The 21,369-nt window shown below is 57.0% G+C and carries 16 protein-coding genes and 1 tRNA gene; 7 read left to right on the top strand and 10 right to left on the bottom strand.

Annotation, left to right across the window (positions count from 1 at the left end):
- Positions 1 to 10: 10 nt before the first annotated feature.
- The gene (locus tag ETAA8_RS27325; protein ID WP_145096248.1) at positions 11 to 448 is read left to right on the top strand and encodes a hypothetical protein; all 438 of its coding nucleotides are present in this window, start codon (positions 11 to 13) and stop codon (positions 446 to 448) included.
- A 313-nt stretch (positions 449 to 761) separates the two neighbouring features.
- Positions 762 to 1,760, top strand: coding sequence for a DUF1559 domain-containing protein (locus tag ETAA8_RS27320; protein WP_145096244.1), 999 nt, complete (start codon positions 762 to 764; stop codon positions 1,758 to 1,760).
- A gap of 82 nt (positions 1,761 to 1,842) precedes the next feature.
- Here ETAA8_RS27320 and ETAA8_RS27315 read toward each other — a convergent pair whose 3' ends face one another.
- Positions 1,843 to 2,268, bottom strand: a complete 426-nt coding sequence (locus tag ETAA8_RS27315; RefSeq protein ID WP_145096241.1) for a hypothetical protein — start codon at positions 2,266 to 2,268, stop codon at positions 1,843 to 1,845.
- A gap of 22 nt (positions 2,269 to 2,290) precedes the next feature.
- Entirely contained in the window at positions 2,291 to 3,241 is a 951-nt protein-coding gene (locus tag ETAA8_RS27310) for a DUF1559 domain-containing protein (protein WP_145096238.1), read from the bottom strand.
- A gap of 248 nt (positions 3,242 to 3,489) precedes the next feature.
- Here ETAA8_RS27310 and ETAA8_RS27305 point away from each other — a divergent pair, with 248 nt between their 5' ends.
- Positions 3,490 to 4,908: a dicarboxylate/amino acid:cation symporter gene (locus ETAA8_RS27305; RefSeq protein WP_145096235.1), complete on the top strand. Its 1,419-nt coding sequence runs from the start codon at positions 3,490 to 3,492 to the stop codon at positions 4,906 to 4,908.
- 42 nt (positions 4,909 to 4,950) lie between these two features.
- On the opposite strand, the gene ETAA8_RS27300 is transcribed toward ETAA8_RS27305, so the two are convergent.
- From ETAA8_RS27300 to ETAA8_RS27275, 6 genes are all read right to left on the bottom strand, one after another.
- Positions 4,951 to 5,775 carry a coiled-coil domain-containing protein gene (locus ETAA8_RS27300; RefSeq protein ID WP_145096232.1) on the bottom strand — a complete coding sequence of 275 codons (825 nt, stop codon included), beginning with the start codon at positions 5,773 to 5,775 and terminating at the stop codon, positions 4,951 to 4,953.
- A gap of 94 nt (positions 5,776 to 5,869) precedes the next feature.
- The gene (locus tag ETAA8_RS27295; protein WP_145096229.1) at positions 5,870 to 6,214 is read right to left on the bottom strand and encodes an Hpt domain-containing protein; all 345 of its coding nucleotides are present in this window, start codon (positions 6,212 to 6,214) and stop codon (positions 5,870 to 5,872) included.
- A gap of 1,192 nt (positions 6,215 to 7,406) precedes the next feature.
- Positions 7,407 to 9,116: a toxin-antitoxin system YwqK family antitoxin gene (locus tag ETAA8_RS27290; protein ID WP_145096225.1), complete on the bottom strand. Its 1,710-nt coding sequence runs from the start codon at positions 9,114 to 9,116 to the stop codon at positions 7,407 to 7,409.
- Positions 9,117 to 9,181: 65 nt separating this feature from the next.
- Positions 9,182 to 10,534, bottom strand: a complete 1,353-nt coding sequence (locus ETAA8_RS27285) for a hypothetical protein (RefSeq protein WP_145096222.1) — start codon at positions 10,532 to 10,534, stop codon at positions 9,182 to 9,184.
- 68 nt (positions 10,535 to 10,602) lie between these two features.
- Complete coding sequence (locus ETAA8_RS27280; protein ID WP_145096219.1) at positions 10,603 to 11,937, bottom strand: glucuronyl esterase domain-containing protein; 1,335 nt, start codon at positions 11,935 to 11,937, stop codon at positions 10,603 to 10,605.
- Positions 11,938 to 12,102: 165 nt separating this feature from the next.
- Positions 12,103 to 13,869 carry a hypothetical protein gene (locus ETAA8_RS27275; protein WP_145096216.1) on the bottom strand — a complete coding sequence of 589 codons (1,767 nt, stop codon included), beginning with the start codon at positions 13,867 to 13,869 and terminating at the stop codon, positions 12,103 to 12,105.
- A gap of 524 nt (positions 13,870 to 14,393) precedes the next feature.
- Between ETAA8_RS27275 and ETAA8_RS27270 the strand changes: the two genes are divergently transcribed.
- Both ETAA8_RS27270 and ETAA8_RS27265 read left to right on the top strand, forming a co-directional pair.
- A complete protein-coding gene (locus ETAA8_RS27270) occupies positions 14,394 to 15,530 on the top strand; it encodes an EAL domain-containing protein (RefSeq protein WP_145096213.1) in 1,137 nt (378 codons plus the stop codon).
- Positions 15,531 to 16,005: 475 nt separating this feature from the next.
- On the top strand, positions 16,006 to 16,455 hold the full coding sequence (locus ETAA8_RS27265) for a type IV pilin protein (protein ID WP_145096210.1): 450 nt from the start codon (positions 16,006 to 16,008) through the stop codon (positions 16,453 to 16,455).
- A gap of 123 nt (positions 16,456 to 16,578) precedes the next feature.
- Here ETAA8_RS27265 and ETAA8_RS27260 read toward each other — a convergent pair whose 3' ends face one another.
- Complete coding sequence (locus tag ETAA8_RS27260; protein WP_202921299.1) at positions 16,579 to 20,004, bottom strand: serine/threonine-protein kinase; 3,426 nt, start codon at positions 20,002 to 20,004, stop codon at positions 16,579 to 16,581.
- A gap of 217 nt (positions 20,005 to 20,221) precedes the next feature.
- Here ETAA8_RS27260 and ETAA8_RS27255 point away from each other — a divergent pair, with 217 nt between their 5' ends.
- Together ETAA8_RS27255 and ETAA8_RS27250 are read left to right on the top strand one after the other, a co-directional pair.
- The gene (locus ETAA8_RS27255) at positions 20,222 to 20,893 is read left to right on the top strand and encodes a redox-sensing transcriptional repressor Rex (protein ID WP_145096204.1); all 672 of its coding nucleotides are present in this window, start codon (positions 20,222 to 20,224) and stop codon (positions 20,891 to 20,893) included.
- A gap of 86 nt (positions 20,894 to 20,979) precedes the next feature.
- A tRNA-Gln gene (locus ETAA8_RS27250) sits at positions 20,980 to 21,050 on the top strand.
- Between the two features lie 22 nt (positions 21,051 to 21,072).
- Here the strand turns inward: ETAA8_RS27250 and ETAA8_RS27245 are convergent.
- On the bottom strand, positions 21,073 to 21,348 hold the full coding sequence (locus ETAA8_RS27245; protein WP_145096201.1) for a hypothetical protein: 276 nt from the start codon (positions 21,346 to 21,348) through the stop codon (positions 21,073 to 21,075).
- Between the last annotated feature and the right edge of the window lie 21 nt (positions 21,349 to 21,369).

The raw sequence follows: 21,369 nt of genomic DNA, 5'->3' as shown, positions 1-21,369 counted from the left end.
GGGACCACCAATGGCCGATACCCTCATTCTCTGTTTGTTGTTGGGCACCTTCGCGGCGTTTTGGATCGGCCTGCTCAACGTCATCGCAGTCTGGGCCGGCTGGAAAGAACTGGCGCGCCGCTATCCCGATGACGGTAGCCACGAGGGCCAGACGTTCCGCTTCCAAAGCGGTGCGATGAACGGACTCGCGAAGTGGTCCAGTCCCTGCAATTACGGTTCGTGCCTGAACCTCAGAGTCTGCCCAGCCGGGCTGCGAATCGCCGTGATGTTTCCGTTTCACTTTGGTCACTCTCCCCTCTTCATTCCGTGGAGTGAGTTTCGCCAGCCAACGCAGAAGCAGGTCTGGCACTACTTCACCTTCTTCGAAGCCGTGTTGGGCGAACCGCCGTTTCGCAGGATAACGCTACCCAGTTGGATCTGGGACTTTCAGCAAGAAGGTGCAGGCTAATCTTCGCAGCATCGACGACGGGTGTGTTGCTGACGATGAGCACTCTGCATCCCAGATCCATCGCAGGCGAATCTCTGCTTTTTCGGCCATCAGTTTTAGCTGTCGAGCGAATCGACAGAATCTCGATCTGTGTCAGTTTTCTCGACGCAGTATGGTTGACAGTGCTGGCCGCAATTCGCTATCGTTGTCGCAACTGAGACTTATTATCAACATTCATGACTTCTTCTGCTTCGCTTGGGCAAAGTTGGTCTGCTTTGCTTTCGCAGTCGTAAGTTGTGAATTGGAAGTGCATTGAGTCAACCTGAGATTTTCCATGAATCGCCGCCCTGCCTTCACGTTGGTCGAATTGCTAGTCGTCATTGCCATCATCGGTGTACTTGTCGCTCTACTCCTGCCGGCCGTCCAGGCAGCCCGCGAGGCGGCGCGACGTGCTTCGTGTCAGAATAATCTAAGACAACTCGGGCTGGCGCTGCACAACTACGAGAGTGCTTTTCAGGTGTTTCCACCGTCGTCCATTACAGATGGCGGCGCTGCCTCTCAGCCCTGGTCGGGGCAATCCTTTTTGCTGCCGTACATGGAAGGAGCCGGGCAGTTCAGCAAGATCGACTTTAGCGTGGGCTATCACACCAGCACGAATAAGGCCCTGTTTCCGCCCAACGGCATTGCGGCGACGAAGGTGAAAGTCTTGATGTGTCCCAGCGATCCTAATGACAAAGCGCGTCTTAATGCCGGAGTCGCCGAGCACTATCCACTTTGCTACGGCCTGAGTGTCGGGCCGTATCTTGTCTACAACCCCACCACTCGGGCTGACGGTGGTGCTGCGTTCGCCCCAAATGCTCGAATGACGGCCGCATCAATCGGCGATGGGCTAAGCAATACGCTTGGCATGTCGGAAGTCAAAGCGTTTAATCCTCGGTTCCACGATGCAACTTTACCCGCCACGGCCCCTGCAACGCCGGGTGCTGTTTCGGGTAGTGTGAGCGGCGGAGCCTGGTCAGAGTTCAATGGACATACGGAATGGGTCTGCGGACGCGCGATTCATACGGGGTTCACAACAACCTTCGTTCCGAACACCAAGGTACCGCATGTGAGCGGTGGCAAGACATTCGATATCGATGTGTCTAGCATGCGTGAGGGTGCCACCACTACCGACAACACTTACGGCGTGATTACGTCGCGCAGTTATCATCCGGGAACGGTTTGCACGCTGTTGATGGATTCTTCGGTACGCTCGATTTCTTCCACCGTCAATCTTGCAACCTGGCGAGCCCTCGGCACGCGCAACGACGGTGACATCCCGGGTGACTTTTAAGAGACCGGGCCGCAGAGGTTGTGCAACGCAATCCGCGGAACTACGCCGCGTAATGGCAACGGCCGACGAAAAACGGCTCCGTTTAGGGATCGCTAGTCAATTCGAATTTCGCAGGATTCACGCCCTCGCCCACGTTGACCTCGAGAAGAGAAGTCGAATTGTACCGCTTGGGAATCAGTTCGGTCACCCTTGGTCGCATGGGGCTATTGGGTTGCCCAGGATAAACGGGTTCTTCGCCAATCACTTTGTTCGCCGTAATTCGCACGCGTGCTTTACCCAGGCCGATCTTCAGTTTGAATTTGCCATTTTTGATCACATAACCAGCAGTCTGTGTCTTCCCGTCGAGTGGTTCTAGATTCACGTTCCCCTCGGCAAGAGGTTGACCGTCGAGCAATACCTCTCCTTCGACCGTCCCCATCTGAGGTCCCGAGTCGCATCCACTGCAAAGGGCCAACGCAGCGACAATCACCAGCCATTGGGCGCGGCGAATACGAACAATCAACAGCACAGAATCACTCCGAATTGAATGACTAAAACGGCTCGCCACCGTTCATGGTTCCCATCGCCCGCCAAACGTTCAAGCTAATCGTGTTCGAGATGAATGAGGCAGCGCCATCGGCAATCATTACGTTCACGCCGCCAGGATGCTGACTGCGTGCTGCTTTTTTGCGATTCGCGCCGGTGGTGCACGGCAGATTTCTCTGTGGATCGCTGACGCAAAAGCCAGGAGCCATGACATCGGGAACGGACGAGTTGGGAGTATCGATAGTGGTAAAGTACGTGCAAACTTCATCGTTGTTGAGAAAATCGCCGCGATGATCCTGCTGCACATTGCTCAGGGGAGCTCGCATCTCGGAGAGCAACATCGTGTTCGAAGTTCCGTCCGTAATCTCGCCAAGTCGCGTGATCCGCGGTTTGCTGGTTGTGGCGAAGTCGGTGTAGCCGAACGGACTGAACGCGTCGGGAGCACCGGTCGACGTCGGCTGCATTACATCGCCCCAGTTGAGGTGATAGTTTCCTTTCGCGCGAATGTAAGGATCGCCGGGAGCGAGTTGCATCGCATTTTGCCGATCGCTGGGGCAGTAATAGATTTTGACCCGCGTTCCCATCGGCGACAGCTCCGAACCCGAGACCGTATTGGGAGCGACCTCAAAGCCGACGGTGAAGTCGTACTTTTCGTACAGGGCCTTCTGCTCTACGTACGGCCAGAGTTGCATCACCCAGACCGAGCGGGGATTCGATTTGGCCGCATAGGGCAAGGTCTGATAGGTATCGACGTGATTGTGCATGCCGATGCCCCACTGCCGCATGTGATTCAGGCACTGCGTGCGTCGCGCCGCTTCGCGGGCCGATTGGACCGCGGGGAGCAATAGTGCCACGAGGACACCAATGATGGCGATGACCACTAGCAGTTCGACGAGTGTGAACCCCAACGAGCGATTGCGAATACCAGGGCAAAGCAGACGAGAGAGGCGAATCATGGAGGCCCTTAAGAACAGAGAGCGGAAAAGGGCGGAGTACTGAGTGGGTAGCGTAGCAACGCCAGCAATTTGCTTCAAACTGAAAATAATGGAAATTAAGCCCAAAATTAGCCGTAACGCTTATTCGGGGTAGGTGGGTGCCGTGGGCGGGGAGTTTGACCTCGGCTGTGACAGGTTCGCCCCGTCACCATTTGTCGATGTTATGCTGGGCACACAAAATCACCCCTCCGCGCTGAGAGCGAACGACGATGTCGGCCAATGAAGCAACTCAGGGACAGGCGACGCGCGCCCCCAAGTGGAATCCACTCTGCTGGCCGCTTTATTTGCGCGTGCTGCTGGGCGTGGTGCTGGGAACCGTAATTGGAATCTCATTTCCAGCAGTCAAACAGCTCGATGGTTCGTTCAAGCCACGCGAGATTTTGCTGCGTTGGACGACGGCCGACCTCGGCTCGATTGCCAGCATGTATATCGACCTGCTGACGGCGCTGGCGACGCCGTTGATTTTTTTCGCCGTCGCTGAAGCCTTCATCCGCACCGTGATCACGGCGCGCCAAGGGGTGAAGATGTTCACCATCTGCCTGGTGAACATTGCCGTGGCATTCGTCATCGGTCTCGTAATCCTGAATACGTGGCAACCGGGCAAAGCCTGGTCGGGAGCCTTTGCCGAGTATCAGCAGAACGCTGCTTCGTCTGCGGAGGAAACAGCCGACCAGAAGAAACTGAAACTCGTCACCGAGCAGGCGAGCAAGAAATCGCTCTCGCCGCTCGAATTGGTCCGCTCCTACATCCCCAAGAGCTTCCTCCAGCCTTTCACAGACAACATGGTGCTGACCGTCGCTGTGCTGGCGATTCTCGTCGGCGCAGCGCTCCGGTCGCTGAAGGCGGCTGCCGATCCCGAACTGCAAGCTGCGGTGCTGACCTTCGACCACCTCATCATCGCCTGCTATCAGATCATCCTGAAAATGCTCTTCTGGCTGATCGAACTGGCGCCCTATGCAATTTGCCTGGCAGTGATCGGGGTTGTGGGAACGTCAGGGCTGGAAACCTTCAAGCTCGTAGGGGTCTTCTTCCTGACCACGGTGACTGCGCTGTCGATTCACTCCTTGATCTATTACCCGCTCTCGGCGTGGCTCATCGGCGGGAAATCGCCGGCAATCTATTTTCGCGAAGGCGCGAGCGCGATTCTGACCGGCTTCTCAATCAATAGCAGTCTCGCGACTGCCCCTCTGACCTTGCAGGCGCTTGAGCGAATGGGCGTTAGTGATTCTTCTGCCCGGCTGTCGGCCTGCGTTGGAACCAATTTCAACAACGATGGCATTACGCTCTATGAAGCCATGACGGCGCTCTTCATTGCACAGGTCGCCGGCATGGATCTATCGCTCGGCGCGCAGATTTCGATCTTGCTGGCCGCACTCGCCGGCAGTATGGGAATCGCTGGAATTCCCAACTCAGGCTTAATCATTCTTACGCTCGTGCTGAGGGCAGCGAACCTTTCCGATGAGACGGTGAAATTTGCGTTTCCAATCGTGCTGAGCATCGATTTTATCATCGCCCGCCTGCGTTCCGCCGTGAATGTGATGGGCGATCTGCAGGTCGCAATACTGCTTGATGCGGGCGGGGCAGCGCCTGAACCTGCTGCGCCTGAGAGTGCGCAATCGAATGACTAAGTGAAACAGCAAACCCGCTCTCCGCGAGCGAGAACGTGGCCGCTATTTTTTCTTCTTGTCGTTCTTCTTTTTTTGCTGCTGAGCCCGCTCGCGCGCGTCTTCGCGACGTTCTTCCGCAATCTCGCCTTGAACCTTATTTTGCGCAGCAGCGACTGCTTTTTGTTTGGCAACCGCGCGCGATTGAGCTGCGTCGGCTTTGCCTTCGGCCTGGTCAAGTTCGCGCTTGGCAGCGGCATAGCGACTGTCTTTCAGCAGCACATCGTCAGCGGCTGCTAAGGCAGTGCGCAAGTCAGCCTCGGCTTGCGCCAACGCTTCTTTCTGCTGCACAAGCTTGGGGTGTTTGGCGAGTTCAGCCGCTTCGAGTTTTCTGAGCGCCCCTTCCGCGTCCGCAATTTGCTTGGCAATTACCGGGCGTTGCAAGGCTTCTGTCGCGGCTAAAGATTGCAGCTGATTGCGCAACTCGTCGCGCTGTTTGGCAGCCGCCAGGTACTCGGGAGATTTCTGCACTTCTGCCAAGATGGGCTCGATAAGGGGCTGCAAGCTGGCCTTCGCGCGATCGACCCGCTCGTGAGCCTGTTTCAACTTGCCGGAATCTTCGGCCTGATCTTCAATCTTGCGCCGCAAGGCAATCAAGCTGCTGCGGACTTTCTCGACCTGTTGCCGGGCCGTTTGAAAGTCCCTTTGCGCATCGGCGGCGTCCTTTTTGGCGTCTTCCAGCTTCGCCTGGGCAGCCCGAATTTCCGCTTCGTCATTCTTCTTTTTTGGCTGATTCTTATTTTGGGCCAAGGTGGTCGAAATTATTCCGCCGACCAGGCCTAAAACAAGGCTGCACCACAAGAAACGCTGCCCGCTCAGTTGCCACGTCATTGCCCGCCTCGATTCTGCTGTAGTTGCTAACTACAGACGCGCAGATCGTGACGATTATTGCCGTTTGCGGGCTGAATTCTCGAATCCGGCCGGCCTATTGCCGGTGAACCGTCCCAGCTCGGATCTTGCTGATGACGATCACCAGATCGTCCAGGGCGCTGCGGATGGCCAGTTCGTCGGCGAACTGTTTGGCGAGGAGTTCGAGCCGGGCGGCCACGGGAGTGATTTGCGGGAAGCCATAGCTGCCACCTGCCCCCTTCAGTTGATGGGCGTAGCGGGCCAGGTTGCTCCATTGGCGGTCGTCCAGGCAGTGATGCAGTTGGACGATGCGGCTGGGAAGTTCGTCAACGAACTGCTGCACGAGTTCCGTAAGATCGGCGTCCTCGCACAGCGGGGAGTAGTAGCAATCATCTGCCTTGGCTGTTTCTACTGGCGACATTTCGCCCCCTGTTCACATCGTGGACCCGCTGGAACGGCAGCGGGCCGGATAGTCGTTACGAACGATTCGAGCGTGCGCGATCGGTGCCTACTCGATTTCTGTACTGCACAAAGCTAGGTCACGAGCGGACTCACGCAGTCGGCCGGGCCGGTGCGGAATTCCGCAGCAGACTTAGTCATTGTCGGCGGAAACACGTTCGATACCCCAGCAGCCCCCAGCTTGGGCGATGTCTCTGACAGGCGCACACGGCGCAATCGCTAAGCACCACGCAGACGGCCCGGGGACTTGGAGAAAATGACTTGAAATCTATCGATTGGTTAAGCGGGGCAAGCAGCGGCGACGATAGCACTTCCAGGTCGGTAAGCAATTACCGGTCAGTCGCTGAACGTCAGAGTCACGGCCTGCCGCACTGCTCAAGAGCACGCGGGGCCGGCGGTTCCGGCGACCACGTAGTTCCCGTTGTTTCCGTTTCCGTCTCCCTGTGTTTTTTGGTCTTGAGGAGTTTTCCATGAAGAGCCGTATCGTTGGTGCTTGCGTTGCTGTTGCGTTGTTCTGTATCGCGTCGAGCGCTTCGGCGTTCGATTTCCTCGGTGGCTGCGGCTGCGAAGCTGCTCCAGCTTGCTGCCAGCCGACCTGCTGCTACAAAGTGAAGAAGTGCCGTCATAGCCGTTGCTGCAAGCCTGCTTGCGGCAATAGCTGCGACATGGGTTGCGCCGCCGCTGCTCCTAGCTGCGCCGCTCCCGCCCCGACCTGTGCCGCCCCCGCCCCGACTTGCGAAGCTGCTGCTCCGACCTGTGCCGCTGCTGCTCCTACTTGCGGTTGCGAAGTTGCTCCTAGCTGCTGCGCTCCTAAGTGCTGCAAGCAACGCTGCTGCAAGACTCGTTGCTGCAAAGCTCCGAAGTGCTGCGCTCCTAAGTGCTGCAAGCAACGCTGCTGCAAGACTCGCTGCTGCAAGCCAGTTTGCTGTGCCCCAGCCCCGGTTTGCGGTGGTTGCGGTTGCTCGTAGTCTGAATTGGTTAGTCTGAGTAAAACGGGTTGCTCGCTCTCGCATACTCCACTGCGACGAACAGTAACCTCTGCTGAATACAAGAGGCCCCCGGTCCATGACCGGGGGCTTTTTGCTTTCTTGTGCAGGGGGAAGTTACGAGCGAGGTGCTGGAGTTGAAACTCGGGTTGAAACTCGGGTTGAAACTCAAAACACTCCCCCACCGCCTCCCCAGCCTCCCGGGCCGATGCCCTGACGCATGAATGTCACGGCTGCATCTACTTCGGCAGCTCGCTCGGCAACTTTCGGATCGGCGTCTTGCCGGGCTCGTTCGACGAGCGGAACCAGTTGCTCGGGAATTTTAAAGCGCGGATTGGCAGGTGGCTGCGCTCCCGGCGCGAGAGGGAGCTGCATCGCTGCATCCCGAATCAGAATGTGCAGCACCCAGACCGCTGCCAGCCGCACATTCGGATCGCCCTGCTCCAAGGCTGTTTTCAAGTGCGGCGTTAAGTCACCGGGCCAACGAACGGCGCTCGCGGTGGAAGCCGGCTGAGCCATGCCCCAGCAGCATACGAACGGTCGGAACTCGGCCATCACGAAATGGGCCCAACTATCACTAAACCACTCCGCTTCGTGGTCGGCGGCGATCTTCAGGAACAGCGCGAAGGTCTCCGCCCGATCGGCCGGCATGGCCACATACAGCGACTTCACCTGCTCCAGCGCAGCTTGCCAGTCGGTGGTTGCTGCCAGCTCGATGTCGTGCAGGATCACAGGGAGGAGCGACTGCCGCTGGTCGGGAAACACCTGAAACATGCTCCAGCGCACTTCAGCTGCAAACTCAGGGTCGCTGTTCTCGGCTAGTTTGATTAACTGCTCCTTCCACGGGGCCGCATCTTCCGCACAGCTAGTGCAACTCATGATGGCTGTGAATTGAACTTGCGGATCGTCCCGATCCACGAACTTTTCGAGCAGCGGCAAGGCCACAGGACCAAACTGAGCGGCTAACTCCAGGCACTTGAGCTGCTTATCTCGATTGGTTGTTTGTTCCAGTCGCTTCGCCAGCAGGCGGCCTTGCTCCTCAGCCTGGCTCTTCCGCAGGCCGCGCACAAACTCGACTCTTGCCAGCTGGTTTGTTTCCGGATCGAGAACTTCCCAGATCCCTTCCTGGATTCCGCGGCGATACTCGCCTCGCGCGATTAGTTTTCCCTGTTCATTCCAAGTTGTCCACTCGCCAACCTTCTGGTTATTCGCATAGTTGCCCGCGGTTTTGCGGCGGCCATTGTCGTGCCAGGTGCGCGCTTCCCCTTGCAAAAAGCTGACCGGTAGCTTCGTCTCCACGAGATAAACCAGTCCAACCTGCAAACCGGATTGCCGGTAGGCAGCAACGGGCGGATGACGACTTACTTCAAACCGGGGTTGCAAGTTCGCCGCGGCCTCATACTTCACTTCACTTAGCAACTTTCCCGACTGCGACCACGTCTTCCAGACTCCCAATCGCATCCCTTCTCGCATTGTGCCCTGCGTGGCGACGCGACCATTGGGATAATACGAAGTCCAGGCACCGTGCTGCTTACCTTTGCGGTATTGGCCGCTAACAACAGGATCGCCGGCAAAACTACGCAATTGCCAATAACCCACATTTGCAAGTTTGGGTTTGGGAGCAGGCTGCGGATTGGGCGTAGGCACATTGTACTGGCCGGAAAGAAACGGCTCTGTCTCGAAGCCATTCTGCCGATACTCCCGCCTTAAGATCAACTCGCCACTCGCCAACTTCTCTTCGAGCTGTTCCGGCCGCAGCCAGTACCAACAGGCTACGCTCACGACTCCCATCAACAGCAGCAGCGTCCGCAGACTGAACTGCCACAGCCGAATGCGGCGGTACCAGGGTCGTTTCGTTGGTTTCGATTCGCTCGACATGGGAGATCTTCTCAAGGATCGAAGTCAGAATGTAGAACGCAGAATGCAGAACTGAATTGAGGTCGCTAACCAACGATAGGAACGATGGAGAAGGGGAGGCCGCGCAAATCCAGCCCGCGTTTCGGGTGCGTACGCTTGGAACCTACAGGCAACGGAACCAACTTCGCCTTGCGCAGCGCGGCCAGCAAACCTTGAATCCGCTGATGATTGTGAAGCGTGGTTGCAATCACCAGGAGCGGCGAGTCTGACACGTAATTGATGCTTCCCGTTCCACCCACATCTTCCCAGGCGTCAGTCTCGATGGTAGTTACGATGAGCTCGGCCAGCGGATCGAGATCTGGTTCGCCAATCGCTGTGCTGGCCAGATCGTGTACTTGATAGGCGCAGGTCGTCAGATATCGTTGCTCTTGAAGTTGATCTTCGTTGGTAATCAAAAGTGCCTGCCCGCTGGCGATCGGCACGTAGGCCAAATTGCGCTCGCGCAGCAGGATATCAAGTAACGAGCGCAGCGAGATGTTGTTCAGACGCAGGGTGACTGTGGTGGCGTAGAACGGTCCGGTTAGCGGGTCGATGTTCACCGGCACGCCTAGCTTCTCACCGATCTTGTTCGCGAAGTCCTGCGCAGGCATGTCGACCACGTTGAACGAGACTTTCTGCTGCAAAGCTGTCAGCAGCCTCGCGAACGCTGCTGGGTTTTCACAGATCGGCACCGGCTGTAACCGGGGATCATCAACCAGCCAGGCAGCGGGGGTGAGTTCGCTCGACTGCTCAAGCAGCGGCACCAGCGCGCGATAGAACGTGTTGATTTGCTGCTGGGCATCCGCATGATGAACGACCGTCAACGTTCCCGGCGTCAGCACTTTGCCACCACGGCCGCCAACAACATCCCACGAATCGGAGGCCGGAGCGTAGGCGAACACATCTGCAAAGTCTTCTTGCTGGTTTTCATTCAGCTGAGCGGGGAGCAGATAGGTACGGGTGACAAGCGGCGCTTCGTCTGCGCTCGCGTACACCGATAGATCTCCTCTCTGATCCAGATGCCAACTGCAATTGCAATAAGCAGCGAAGGCCCGCAGCGCCTCACGTGCTGGGAGTTGGGGAAGATCGAGGGCGATGTGGTGTGACCCGTCGTAGCAAACTGGCCCCACCATGGGGTTCCCGAAGCCGCTGACCGGAGCGGACTCTACGAAGGTAGCTTTGATGCCAGTCTGCTGCGACCATTCATCGAGCCACGTCGTCAATTCGACCGAAGCCCCGAAACTGATTTTCACTGGGCGGTCGAGCCGTTGTTCTCGCTCTTGTTCCGCTTGCCAGGCCTGCAGCCGCTCTTTCGCACGATTGTGGGCGATGAACTGGCGAATGCCCAAACCACCGCCTACGACAATCAGCACCGCGATGAAGAGCCAGCGATAACGCATGGGAGGATAGATTCCGCGGAGCCCCCGGGGATGCTGCAGTTTAGGCATCCGGGGGGCTGCGGGTCAAATTAGTTGGCCGAAAAGTGCTTGTCGGCGAAGTCGAGATAGGCTTGCCAGTCGACACGGCTCATCGAGTGTTTGCCGGGACGAATGAAGTAGCCAAGTTCGTGCCCGATGAGTTTGCCCATCTCGGCTTTGGCGTCGGAATCGATTCCGCGCTTCCCATAAAGTGCGTAGGCAGGTGCCGCTGCTTTGAGCACTTCGAGTTGGCCATCGGGATTGGCCCAGGTATCTTCCTGGGCATTGGCGAAGAGGACCGGGCGGGGAGCACAGATGGCTGCCAGGCAGTTTTGATCGAAGGGCAAGCGAGCCGGTTCGTCGTTGAAGTTGGTGAACTCGTCGCAGAACCAGTGCGGGAACGAAGTATTGATTCGCTTGACCGATTCGCCAACCGTGCCGCGACTGGGGGCTGTGCCGCCGCAGCCCGCCTGGCTGGGAATGGCCAGAGCAATCCGGTCGTCCATAGCTGCGGCCAAGAGCGCCGTCTTGCCGTTGCGCGAATGGCCGACCACGGCGATCTTCTTCAAATCGAGTCGGCTGTTTCCTTTGGCAACTTCTTTGGCGTGCTTCGTCAGGGCATCGATCACGCGATGATAGCCCCACGACCAACAGGCGATGGTGCCAGCGTCGTCGCCTGCGAATTTCAGGTCTGGCTTCAATTCGCCATTCAAGCCGTCAGCGAAGTCCGCGGTATCGGGATCGATATCACCACTATAAAAGCTGGCGAGAGAATAGCCCCGGTCAATGATGAGGTCGACGTTCCAGACATCGGCTTGAGTTCCTCGCCCTTTCGCCGTCGCGTGATCCTTTTCAGTTCCCTCGCAGCGGTTATACACCCAGGTTTCGGGAATTTGGATTTGCTCGCTCTCGACCACGGCATGATTGCCGCAGAAGTTCATGCCAATAAACACCGGCGCCGGCGAGAGTCGTTCGTTGGGAGTGACGAGCAATACGTAGATGGTGTGCTTCGACCAGGCCATGTCAGCGGTGCTCGAAGATCGCGGCAATGTGAAACGAACGGCCAATTCGCGGAGGGTCGCTTTCCCGCCGAGGAAATTACGATTCAAGCATAACTCTTTCACATCGAGTGCTTCTGGCACAGCGGGGAGTTTGCCGTACATATAGTGCTGAAACAGTTGCTTTAATTCTGGCCGGCGGCTTTTCTCCCACGCTTCCTTGGTTGTGATCTTCTGGCCCGACATCGCCACCAGTGGATTGGGGAGTTCAGTCTGCGGCTTCAGATCGGTAAACGCGGGGAAGTCTTGCGCGGTTAAGAGTGGAGTCCAGGCAGTGCAGAGCAGGGCCAAGCTGAGGAGTCGGCCGGGTGAAGAGGGGGCAAACATGAAAACGCTCCGGGCAATTTGAAAGCGATCGAATCAGGCCCGAAGGTATCTCCCCACGATTCAGAATGCAATTGACCAGCAAGAAATGAAAGCGGCGGCCCGATCAACTTGACCGGACCGCCGCAGCGTTTATTCGACCAGAACCACAATCGTCAAATCAGCAAGTTACGAGCCGCAGGTGTCGCAGCTGACGCAAGAGCGGCAGCGGCGAGTCTTGACGCAGCAAGGATCGCAGCAAGGAGTCGGGCAGCAGACCTGCACCGGCACTTGCTTGCAAACGCACTTTGGCACGCAACGGGTCACGGTGTAGGGAACCTGACGGCAGACGCAGCGAGGCACTTTCACCGTTTGGGTGTAGTGAACTGGCTTGCAGACGCAGTAAGGAACTTGCTTCACGCACTTCTGTTCGACCATGTTGCAGACAGTGTAAGGAACTTGCTTGGTGTGCTGTTCCGAAACCATCTGGCAGGTGCGATAGGTGACGATCTTGCTCCGTTGTTCTTGAACCATGTGGCAGCACTGATAGGCGATGGTCTTCGTCTTCTGCTCGCGAACCATTTGGCAGCAAGTGTAGTTGACGACCTTGACCTTGTTTTCGCGAACCATGTTGCAGCAGGTGTAGCTAATGGTCTTGGTGCGGGTTTCAGGAACCATCGTGCAAACCTGGTAGGTGAGAACCTTGGTCCGTTTTTCGGGCACCATCGTGCAAACCTGGTAAGTGCAGGTCTTGCGGACGACTTCAGGAACCATGCAGCAAGCGGTGTAAGTGCAGGTCTTGACCTTCTGCTCTGGCACCATCGTGCAGACCTGGTACGAGCAGGTCTTGGTCTGTTGCTCGTTGACGTAACGGCAGGTCGTGTAAGGAATCATCTTCTTGACGACTTCCTTCTCGTAACGAACGCAGTTGATCGTCTTCTCGCTCACTTCAGGCACCCAAACCTTGGTGCAGATCTTACGAGGCGGGCATTGAACTTGAACCGTCTTGCATTCGCCGGGGCAATAAACGCAGCGGCAGCAGCAAGGATCCCAAGTCCAGCAGCCTGGCTCTTGAACGCACTTGGTCATGACCGGGCCGGGGCATTCAGTAACTTGAGTATCCCAGTGACCCGAGCAAACCTTCACCACCTTGGTGTAGTGAACTGGCTTGCAAATCACTTCGCAGCATTCGCGGTGGCAAGTTTCATAAACTGGCTTGCACACGTTGACACAGTAAGTGCGAGTCTTGGTCTCGTACACGGGCTTGCACACCGTGTAGCAAATTTGCTTCTGGTGAGTCGTGTACACTGGCTTGCACACCGTGTAGCAATACTCTTTGGTGCGAGTTTCGTACACTGGCTTGCAGACCGTGTAGCAAAGTTCCTTCGTGCGGGTTTCGTACACTGGCTTGCAGACCGTGTAGCAGACTTCCTTCTGGTGAGTCGTGTACACCGGCTTGCACACCGTGTAGCAGATCTCCTTCTGGTGAGTCGTGTACACTGGCTTGCACACCGTGTAGCAGACCTGGCGATACTTGGTTTCGTACACCGGCTTGCAGACCGTGTAGCACACCGTCTTCTGGTGTGTTTGATACACGGGCTTGCAAACGGTATAGCAGCAGGTCTTGTAGTGCGTGGTGTACACAGGCTTGCAAACCGTGTACTCGCAATTGCGATAGTGCGTCTCTTGGACGTGCTTCACGCAATTAATGGTTTTTTCGTCGTAGACCGTGTCGTACACGTTCTTGTAGCAGGTGTACTGCTGTTGTTCGTACACAGTCTCTTTCACGGTTTTCATCACCGTGTGGCACTGCTGTTTGCAGGGCTCATAACCGACTGGGTCGCAGCAGCCCACATTTCTGTAGCTGACTGCGCCGCAGCAGGCGGCAGAGCTGGTGTTCACCGAGATGACGGTCAGCAGAACCGCTATCATCGGCAGACCCAAAAGGGCTTTCATGTTCCGATCTCCTTGACTCACTGGTAGCTCACTGAATAAACGCTGTATCTGGTCTGGCGAAACGCTCGCCATGGTCGCAACTCACTCTTAACCGGCATAACCCGCACATACTGTCATGTTGGGGGGTCGACCTCGCCGGAAACTGCGCAATGCCAACGTGGAACGTGCCCGCACAGCGGTCGGTCGTAGGAATTCATCGTCAGTCTGGGCAACTGGCTTGAGATGGGGGGTATATGCAAAGTTGTTTTGTCAGGTAAAGCAGGCCAGCTAGCACTCCCCTGACGATCAAACAGGCTGTTCGCAATTGTCCGCCTACTCGGCTTAGACAAGTCTTGTCATCAGCAAGGGCCCTACTTCGTTCAGGGGCTGGGCTTCACGCAGCAAACAACGCCTGCAGCGGTAGCATGAGCTAGGCTTCGCTCAACGGGGATCTCTGCTATCTCCGCGTCAGTTTCAGTGATTGGATTTTAAGGAGGGTTCCGCAAGCAGTCGTGCAGTTGCTTCGTGACCCTAAGTGGCCAGTAATGATTAAATCTCCCGCCATCCCCAACAGCATGAAGGTGACTTGGTTCTTGACCGGACGCCTAAGCGTCATGGGCAAGGTCGAGAGCATCGACGTCACCTCGTTCCCGTTCCAGATTGGCCGGCGACATGGGCTGCCGTTGTCGTTGTCGTATGCCACCGTGTCGGGCGTACACGCGGAGATCATTTTCGAAGAAGGCTACTTGCATATTCGCGATGCTGGCAGCACCAACGGCACGTTCGTCAACGGCAAGCAAGTTCACGATAAGGTTCTGCTCAACGATGGCGACCTGATTCAATTCGCCGATGTCCCCTTTCGCGTTGGCATGAAAGTACCCGTCGGCACCAGCTCGACGCTTTGCGACCCTTCGGGCGCTTCGGAACGCGCTTTGTCGCTGATTCAGTTCGATAAGCTAATGACCGACCGCGCCGTGGTGCCCCACTTCCAGCCAATTCTCGATATTCGCTCGGGAAAAGTGACGGGCTACGAGGTTCTCGGCCGCAGCAACCTGTTCGGTCTAAAGACTCCGCGCGACATGTTTCTCGCTGCTTCGCAACTCGATTTAGAAGCGGAACTCAGCACCATGTTGCGGGTGGCTGGCCTCGAATGCGCGCCGCAGGAAGATACTTCACTTAGTCTCTACTTGAATACACACCCGGCCGAAATCGTCACCACGGGCCTGTACGACTCGCTTGCTTCCCTGGTCGAAACGTTTCCGAAGCAGGCCATCACGCTCGAAGTTCACGAAGCTTCGGCCACCGACCTGGCTTCGATGAAAGAGCTCAAACGCCGGCTGCACGATCTGGGCATCAAACTCGCATACGACGATTTCGGTGTTGGGCAGTCACGTCTCGTCGAACTAACCGAAGTCAGCCCGGATGTCGTCAAGTTCGACATGCAGCTGATTCGCGATATTCACCTATCACCGCCGCGTCATCAACAAATGGTGGCGAAGTTGGTGCAGATGGTTCGTGAACTCGGCAGCCTCTCGCTGGCCGAAGGGGTGGAGTCCGAAGCCGAGCACCGCTGCTGTTGCGAGATGGGCTTCGAGCTTGGCCAAGGCTATTACTATGGCAAGCCGCTACCCGCCCCCGAATTGCCGACACCGCAAATCGGCCGCTTGCGCCCGCTGTTCTAATTCTGCGAGCACTGCCACATGTGTCTGTTCGCCCGCGACTGAACTCACCAAAGTTCATTTGCCAGTCCGCTTCGTCTCATTTCCTGCGGGTGCACAGATTCGAACGGATATTGCTTGGCGTCCACGGCGATCGAACGTTTCGATTGCTTTACCCGCCTGCTCCGGCAACTCTTTTTTATACGATCGCAGCAGCCGGGTGCGTCTGCCCAATCGTCGCCATCGCTGCAACCAAGCGTTTTCTAACGGAACCGAGGAATGTTACCCATTTTCTTTGACGCGATGCCCCCCGCAACCTAATTAATCAGAGAAGCATTTCGCGACACACCGCGGTTCGCAGATGCTTCGGACTTGCCAACCCTCCATGACGTTGCACCATCCCTCTCCTGCTGAGGAACTTGCGTGCTGATGACTTGAACTTGGCCGCAGCACAATTCCCGGTTTCCGTTCAACACGTTATTCCCTTCGCGAGATTGACATGAAAAGCAAACTTCGTTCAGCGTTCACCCTGGTTGAGATCTTGATCGTGGTCGTAATCATGGCCATCTTGGCCGCGACCATCATCCCGCAATTCACCGATTCCTCGATGGATGCCAAGGTCGGCACCGCGAAGTTCAATCTGAGCACCTTGCGTGGTCAGGTCGAACTCTACAAGACGCACCACGGTGGCGTGAAGCCAAGTGCTACCCTGATTGAACTGACTCAATCGACCAACGCTGCTGGCACCGCTGGTACGGGCATCAATTTCCCTTATGGTCCTTACCTGCGTGACCTGCCTGCGAACCCAATTACCAATAGCCAGGCCATCAAGGTCATCACCAACAATCCAGCCCAAGCTTCGGATTGCACCACGGGTGGCGGCGGCTGGTTGTATCACCTCGGCAGCGGCAACGTGTGGATCGATCACGCTGATCTGGTCACCGAGTAAGTTAGCTCGGCCCTGGAACAGGCCGGACTGACGGAACGCACCGGAATTGACAGATTGAAACGACAGGCCTGACTCGCACTCGTGGCGAGTCAGGCCTTTTTTGTTTATGCCAGCATACTGCGTCTACTTCGCCAGCCGCCCGATGTAGTCCGTGAACAGCTTTTCGAGATGCGCAGTGGTGAAGCCCACTTTGCATTCAGTACTAAACAGCAAACGCGAACCTTCGACGCTAAACACATCGTAGTACTTGCCGCGCCTTGCATAGACTCGGCGACCATCCGCAGCCAACTCGACAATCTCATACGGCTGCTTGCCGAAGGCCCCTTCAATCTCCTGGCCAGAAGCAATCTCCCATGCCGAAATCGCGGGGCTCGCCAGATACAGCTGCTGTTCGTCGCGACTGAACGAGAACGCACTTCCGCCCCGAGGAATGGCGCAGACTTGCGTGTTGGTGAGCACGTCATAGATCTCCGTACGCGTCGCATCGCTGAGCGCGAGATATCGCCCAGACGGGCTGAAGCAGGCCTGCCGGTTAGGAGCCTGTTCGGGAAGTGCGCCGACCTCGGTCATAGTATCAGTTTTCCAGATGCGCCTGCCGATGGCCAGATACTCGCTCGTCGGACTGAACGCTAACTGAATCGGGGAGAGAGTTGCTGGTGGGAGTTCCGCCACCTGTTCGCCGTCGGGCAAGCGGAATAACAGCGTCTTCGGTTCCGGCTTGGTCGGCTTGAGCGGACTGCCAGGCAATCGCCTCACTACCACGGCAAGCAGTGAGTCGTCGTCACTGAGCACGGTTCGCAGCACGAACAGCTCCGGCAAGTGAATGGTCACTTTCTCACGGAAATGATCCAGGAACTTCACGCTCAGCTGCTGATGGCCGTTGGTTTCTACTTCTACGCCGCCGCGCTTGCCACGGTGCAGAAAACTGGCGGTATCGCTCCGCGCACTCCGGTCGACCACAAACACGTTCGATTCAGCTTGCAAATTCCATACGCGAATCCCATCGCTGGCGCGACTCGCGAGCATACCGTCTTGCTTGCCAAACACCAGGCAGCTGGGAACTGCGGTATGACCGCGCAGTTCGCGGACTGGTTCCAAAAAGGCCAGATCCCACACGCGGATCAACTGATCGTTACTTCCCACGGCGAAGTATTTCTCTCCAGCCTGTAGGCACATGGCATCGTGCCCTTCCAGCAGCCGCTTACTTGGGCCTTCGAACTTCGGTCCTTCATACAAGTGCAACTCAATGTTGCGACCTTCGTTCAAGTGAGCGGCGAACAGATTGTCGCGAAACTCCCCGAGCAACGTCTTCCCCTGCACCACATGCCCGCGCAATTTTTGCTGCAACTGACGATAGTCTTCCGCAATCGCCGCTTCGTGATCGGTGTTCTTCCACAGAATAAACTCGGGGCCAGTCCAGTCGCTGCGGCAAAGCAACGTCTTGCCATCGCTGCAAAACTGCAGGTCGCGCACCACCTTGGCACCACCCGTGGCCGTGCCGGGAGTCGGCGGCGGGCGAGGCTGTAAGTTGCGACGAGCAAACCGCTCGTCAGCTGCGGGCAATTCCTCTTGCTTCGTCTCCAACTTCCAACAGCGAAAATAACTATCGAGCCCCCCGGCGAGCACAAACTGACTATCGGGCGAAAATGCGACCGCGCGGCCACCAAGGAGGCGATCGTTGGTAACCGAAAAGTGCTCGTCGCCACTGGCGACATTCCACACGCGCAAAAAGCCCAGCCGCCGATTATCGCGCGTTAAGTGAAAGGTAGTCCCCGCGATCCATTTGCCATCGGGGCTGAAAGCAACTGCCGGCGGAGTGAGAAACTGCGTGTAAGAATCCAGCACTCCCGCGCTGCGCGGCCTGCCAATCGGCTGGTCGAAGATCTTCTGTTTTGATTCGATGTTCCAAATGCGAACATGTGTCTCATCGCAACCTGCCACGAGTAATCCATCTGGACTAATCGCCAGCGCATCGCAAATCGCAGTTGTGGGAATATGCGAGCCGAGATTGTCGAGTCGCGATTGCCAGTAATACCATTCGATCCCGCGCAAGTCTTCATTCGTTGAATCACTTGCCGCAGGGACTTGCTGTTGCAGCAGTTCTCGCATCCGCGCTAGTTGTCCTTCATCCCAGGCCGCGTGAATCTCTTGGATCGCCGCCAGATAGTTCGTCCACCGCTGGCCGGCTCGCACTTGCTCCGATTCAGCTTTCCGCTCTTGGGCCACTTGCTCGGCTTGCGAAACCTTTGTCGTCGTCGCCAGTAATTCTTGCTGCGCAGTTTGCAGAGATTCCTCTTTCGTCTTAATGTCTTGGCCCAGTTGTTGGCCTCGGGCAGCCAGATTCCAAATGGTACTCACGAGAATCAAGAGCACCGCGGCGCCCGAAATCAGCGAACCCACAAACAATGGTCTGCGCCGAACTGCCCGCCAGAGGCGCTCAGGCCAACGAGTCGCCTTACCTAAGATCGGTTCGCCGGCCAGGAATCGGCCCAGGTCCGCCGCCAATGCACCGGCCGTGGCATAGCGCCTGGTGGGGTCTTTCTCCAGCGACTTGAGGCAGATCGTCTCGAGTTCGACGGGCAGCGTGGCATTCAACCGACGCAAAGGTTGCGGATCGCGCTCGCGGATATCGGCCAACGTCTGTTGCAGCGGTTCATTCTCGGTGAGGGGAAATGGACGCCGGCCTGTGAGCAAGTGATAGAGCGTCGCACCGAGCGAATAGACATCGCTCTGGGCATTCACACTCGCGGTTTGGCCGCTGGCCTGCTCGGGAGACATGTAGGCAATCGTCCCGAGCACATCGCCGCTGGCGGTTAATTCCGGCCCATTTTCCAGTCGCTTGGCCAGTCCGAAATCGGTGACGAACGGTTCATCTTCGCCGTTGAGCAGAATGTTCGCTGGCTTCAAGTCGCGGTGAATCACGTTGGCCTGATGCGCGTGCTCGACGGCCAACGCCACTTTCTGTAGCACGGCTGCCGACCAGGCAGCGCTCGGCACGGCTGCTTGCAATCGCCCTCGCAAGTCACCGCCGGGGACGAACTCCATGGCAATGTAGTGTTCACTTCCCACGGTCCCCACCGACAGAACCTGCACAATGTACGGATGTTTCAAGCGTGCGAGGACTTTCGCCTCTTGCCAAAACCGTTCAATCGTCTGGCTCGATGCAAACTGCGCGCGCAAGATCTTCAGCGCGACGTCTCGTTCCAATTCGGGCTGGCGGGCGAGCCACACCACACCAAAGGCACCCTCACCCAGTACTCGCACCAGTTCGAACGGACCAAACTTGGCGCCCGCGGTGGCAGTCGCCGCTTCGTGGATATCGATTCGGTCCCAGTTCAACGTGCCGGCAGGATCGGCAGCTCTAAACGATTGTGTCTCACCTGCTCCAGACAAGAGGGAAGAGTTTGAGAGCAAATCCTCGATCGCCGTGGCCAACTCGGGCAGCAGTTCACGATGGGCAGCGAGCAACGTGGAAGGATCGAACTGGCGACTCAAGAGTGCCCCGCGATGCTCGGCCAGCAATCGTACAATCGCCTCGCTCCGTTGCATCACTCTACTTCCTCGTTGCGTAAACATTTTCGTCAGCTGCCGCCAAGTTTAAGCCAGCCGGCGTGCCCCGTCAGCAGTTTCTTGCGATACCAGTAAATCTTCATACATACATCGGCTGCAGTCTTCTTGTCCCCATGCTCCAATCGGTTTACAGTAAACCCTCGAACGGACTCCAGTTGGAAGTAAAGGAAATTGTTGAGTTGGCGGGACGGGGTGCATGGCGGAAGACAAAAAGAATGTTGACGAAAGTGCTGAACCACAAGTTCCGCAGGCCGTCGTCAGCCGCCTGAGTCTTTACCTGCGCGAGCTGCAGCATCTGGTTCGCGACGGTTTCGAAACAACCAGTTCCACGCAGTTGGGCCGGCTACTCGGCTTTACCGACGCTCAGGTTCGCAAAGACCTCGCCTATTTCGGCCAATTCGGTTACCCCGGCATTGGCTATCGCTGTGCAGAACTCATCGCCGCGATCAAGAAAATCCTGGGCACCAACCAATCGTGGTCACTGGCCATTGTCGGTATGGGTAACTTGGGTCGTGCCCTCATCGGCTACCGCGGCTTTCAGCAGCAGGGCTTCGAAATTGTCGCCGGCTTCGATACCGATCCGGCCAAGATCGGCAACAAGATCGAAGGTCTGCAGGTCTATCACCTGGACGAGGTGACCCAGGTCGTCCGCGAGAAAAACATTCGGCTCGCCATCGTGGCCGTTCCCTCAGCCGTCGCCCAGCGCGTGGCCGATGCCCTTGTTTCGGCTGGAGTCGAGGGAATTCTCAATTTTGCACCCGTTACGCTCGCCCTCCCCAAGCACATACACACCGTTGGCGTCGACCTGGCCATCGAGCTCGAACAGCTTTCATTCAACGTGGTGAGTAAGCTAGCCAAAGGCCCGTAGAATACGGCGGGCTTTTTCCGCGAACTCCCGTTGTCGAAAAGCGTCTAAATACTACAATGATTCGCTCAGTTCGCTTCGGCGACCATTCGGGGATGGTGTAATGGTAGCACAGCAGATTTTGGTTCTGCTTGTCTAGGTTCGAATCCTAGTCCCCGAATTCAGGTGATTGCATTGAATTCTCAGCCGCTCCCAATCACGATTCTCTTCGCGACCACTCTCTTCTCCACGTCTTGGAAATTGATCGCACCATGAATCCTCGTTGCGCTCGCTCCGTTCTGTTCTTGATGGTTACGATCGGTTGGCGATAGGTGGCCCACGCCGAACAGCCCAAGATCGACCCGGTAACGGACTCCGTCGGCATCAAACTGGCCCTGATTCCCTCCGGCAACGAATATCAATCGAAGCTCGAGCGGAAGATCCTCGACGCCGATGAATGGCCGCAGCACAACGTTCACATTATTAGGCCCCTTCGCTTC

Origin of the sequence: Anatilimnocola aggregata (assembly GCF_007747655.1) — a bacterium.
Taxonomy (GTDB): domain Bacteria; phylum Planctomycetota; class Planctomycetia; order Pirellulales; family Pirellulaceae; genus Anatilimnocola; species Anatilimnocola aggregata.
Note: the sequence above shows the minus strand (reverse complement) of the source record. Positions and strands in the feature narration are given on the sequence as shown.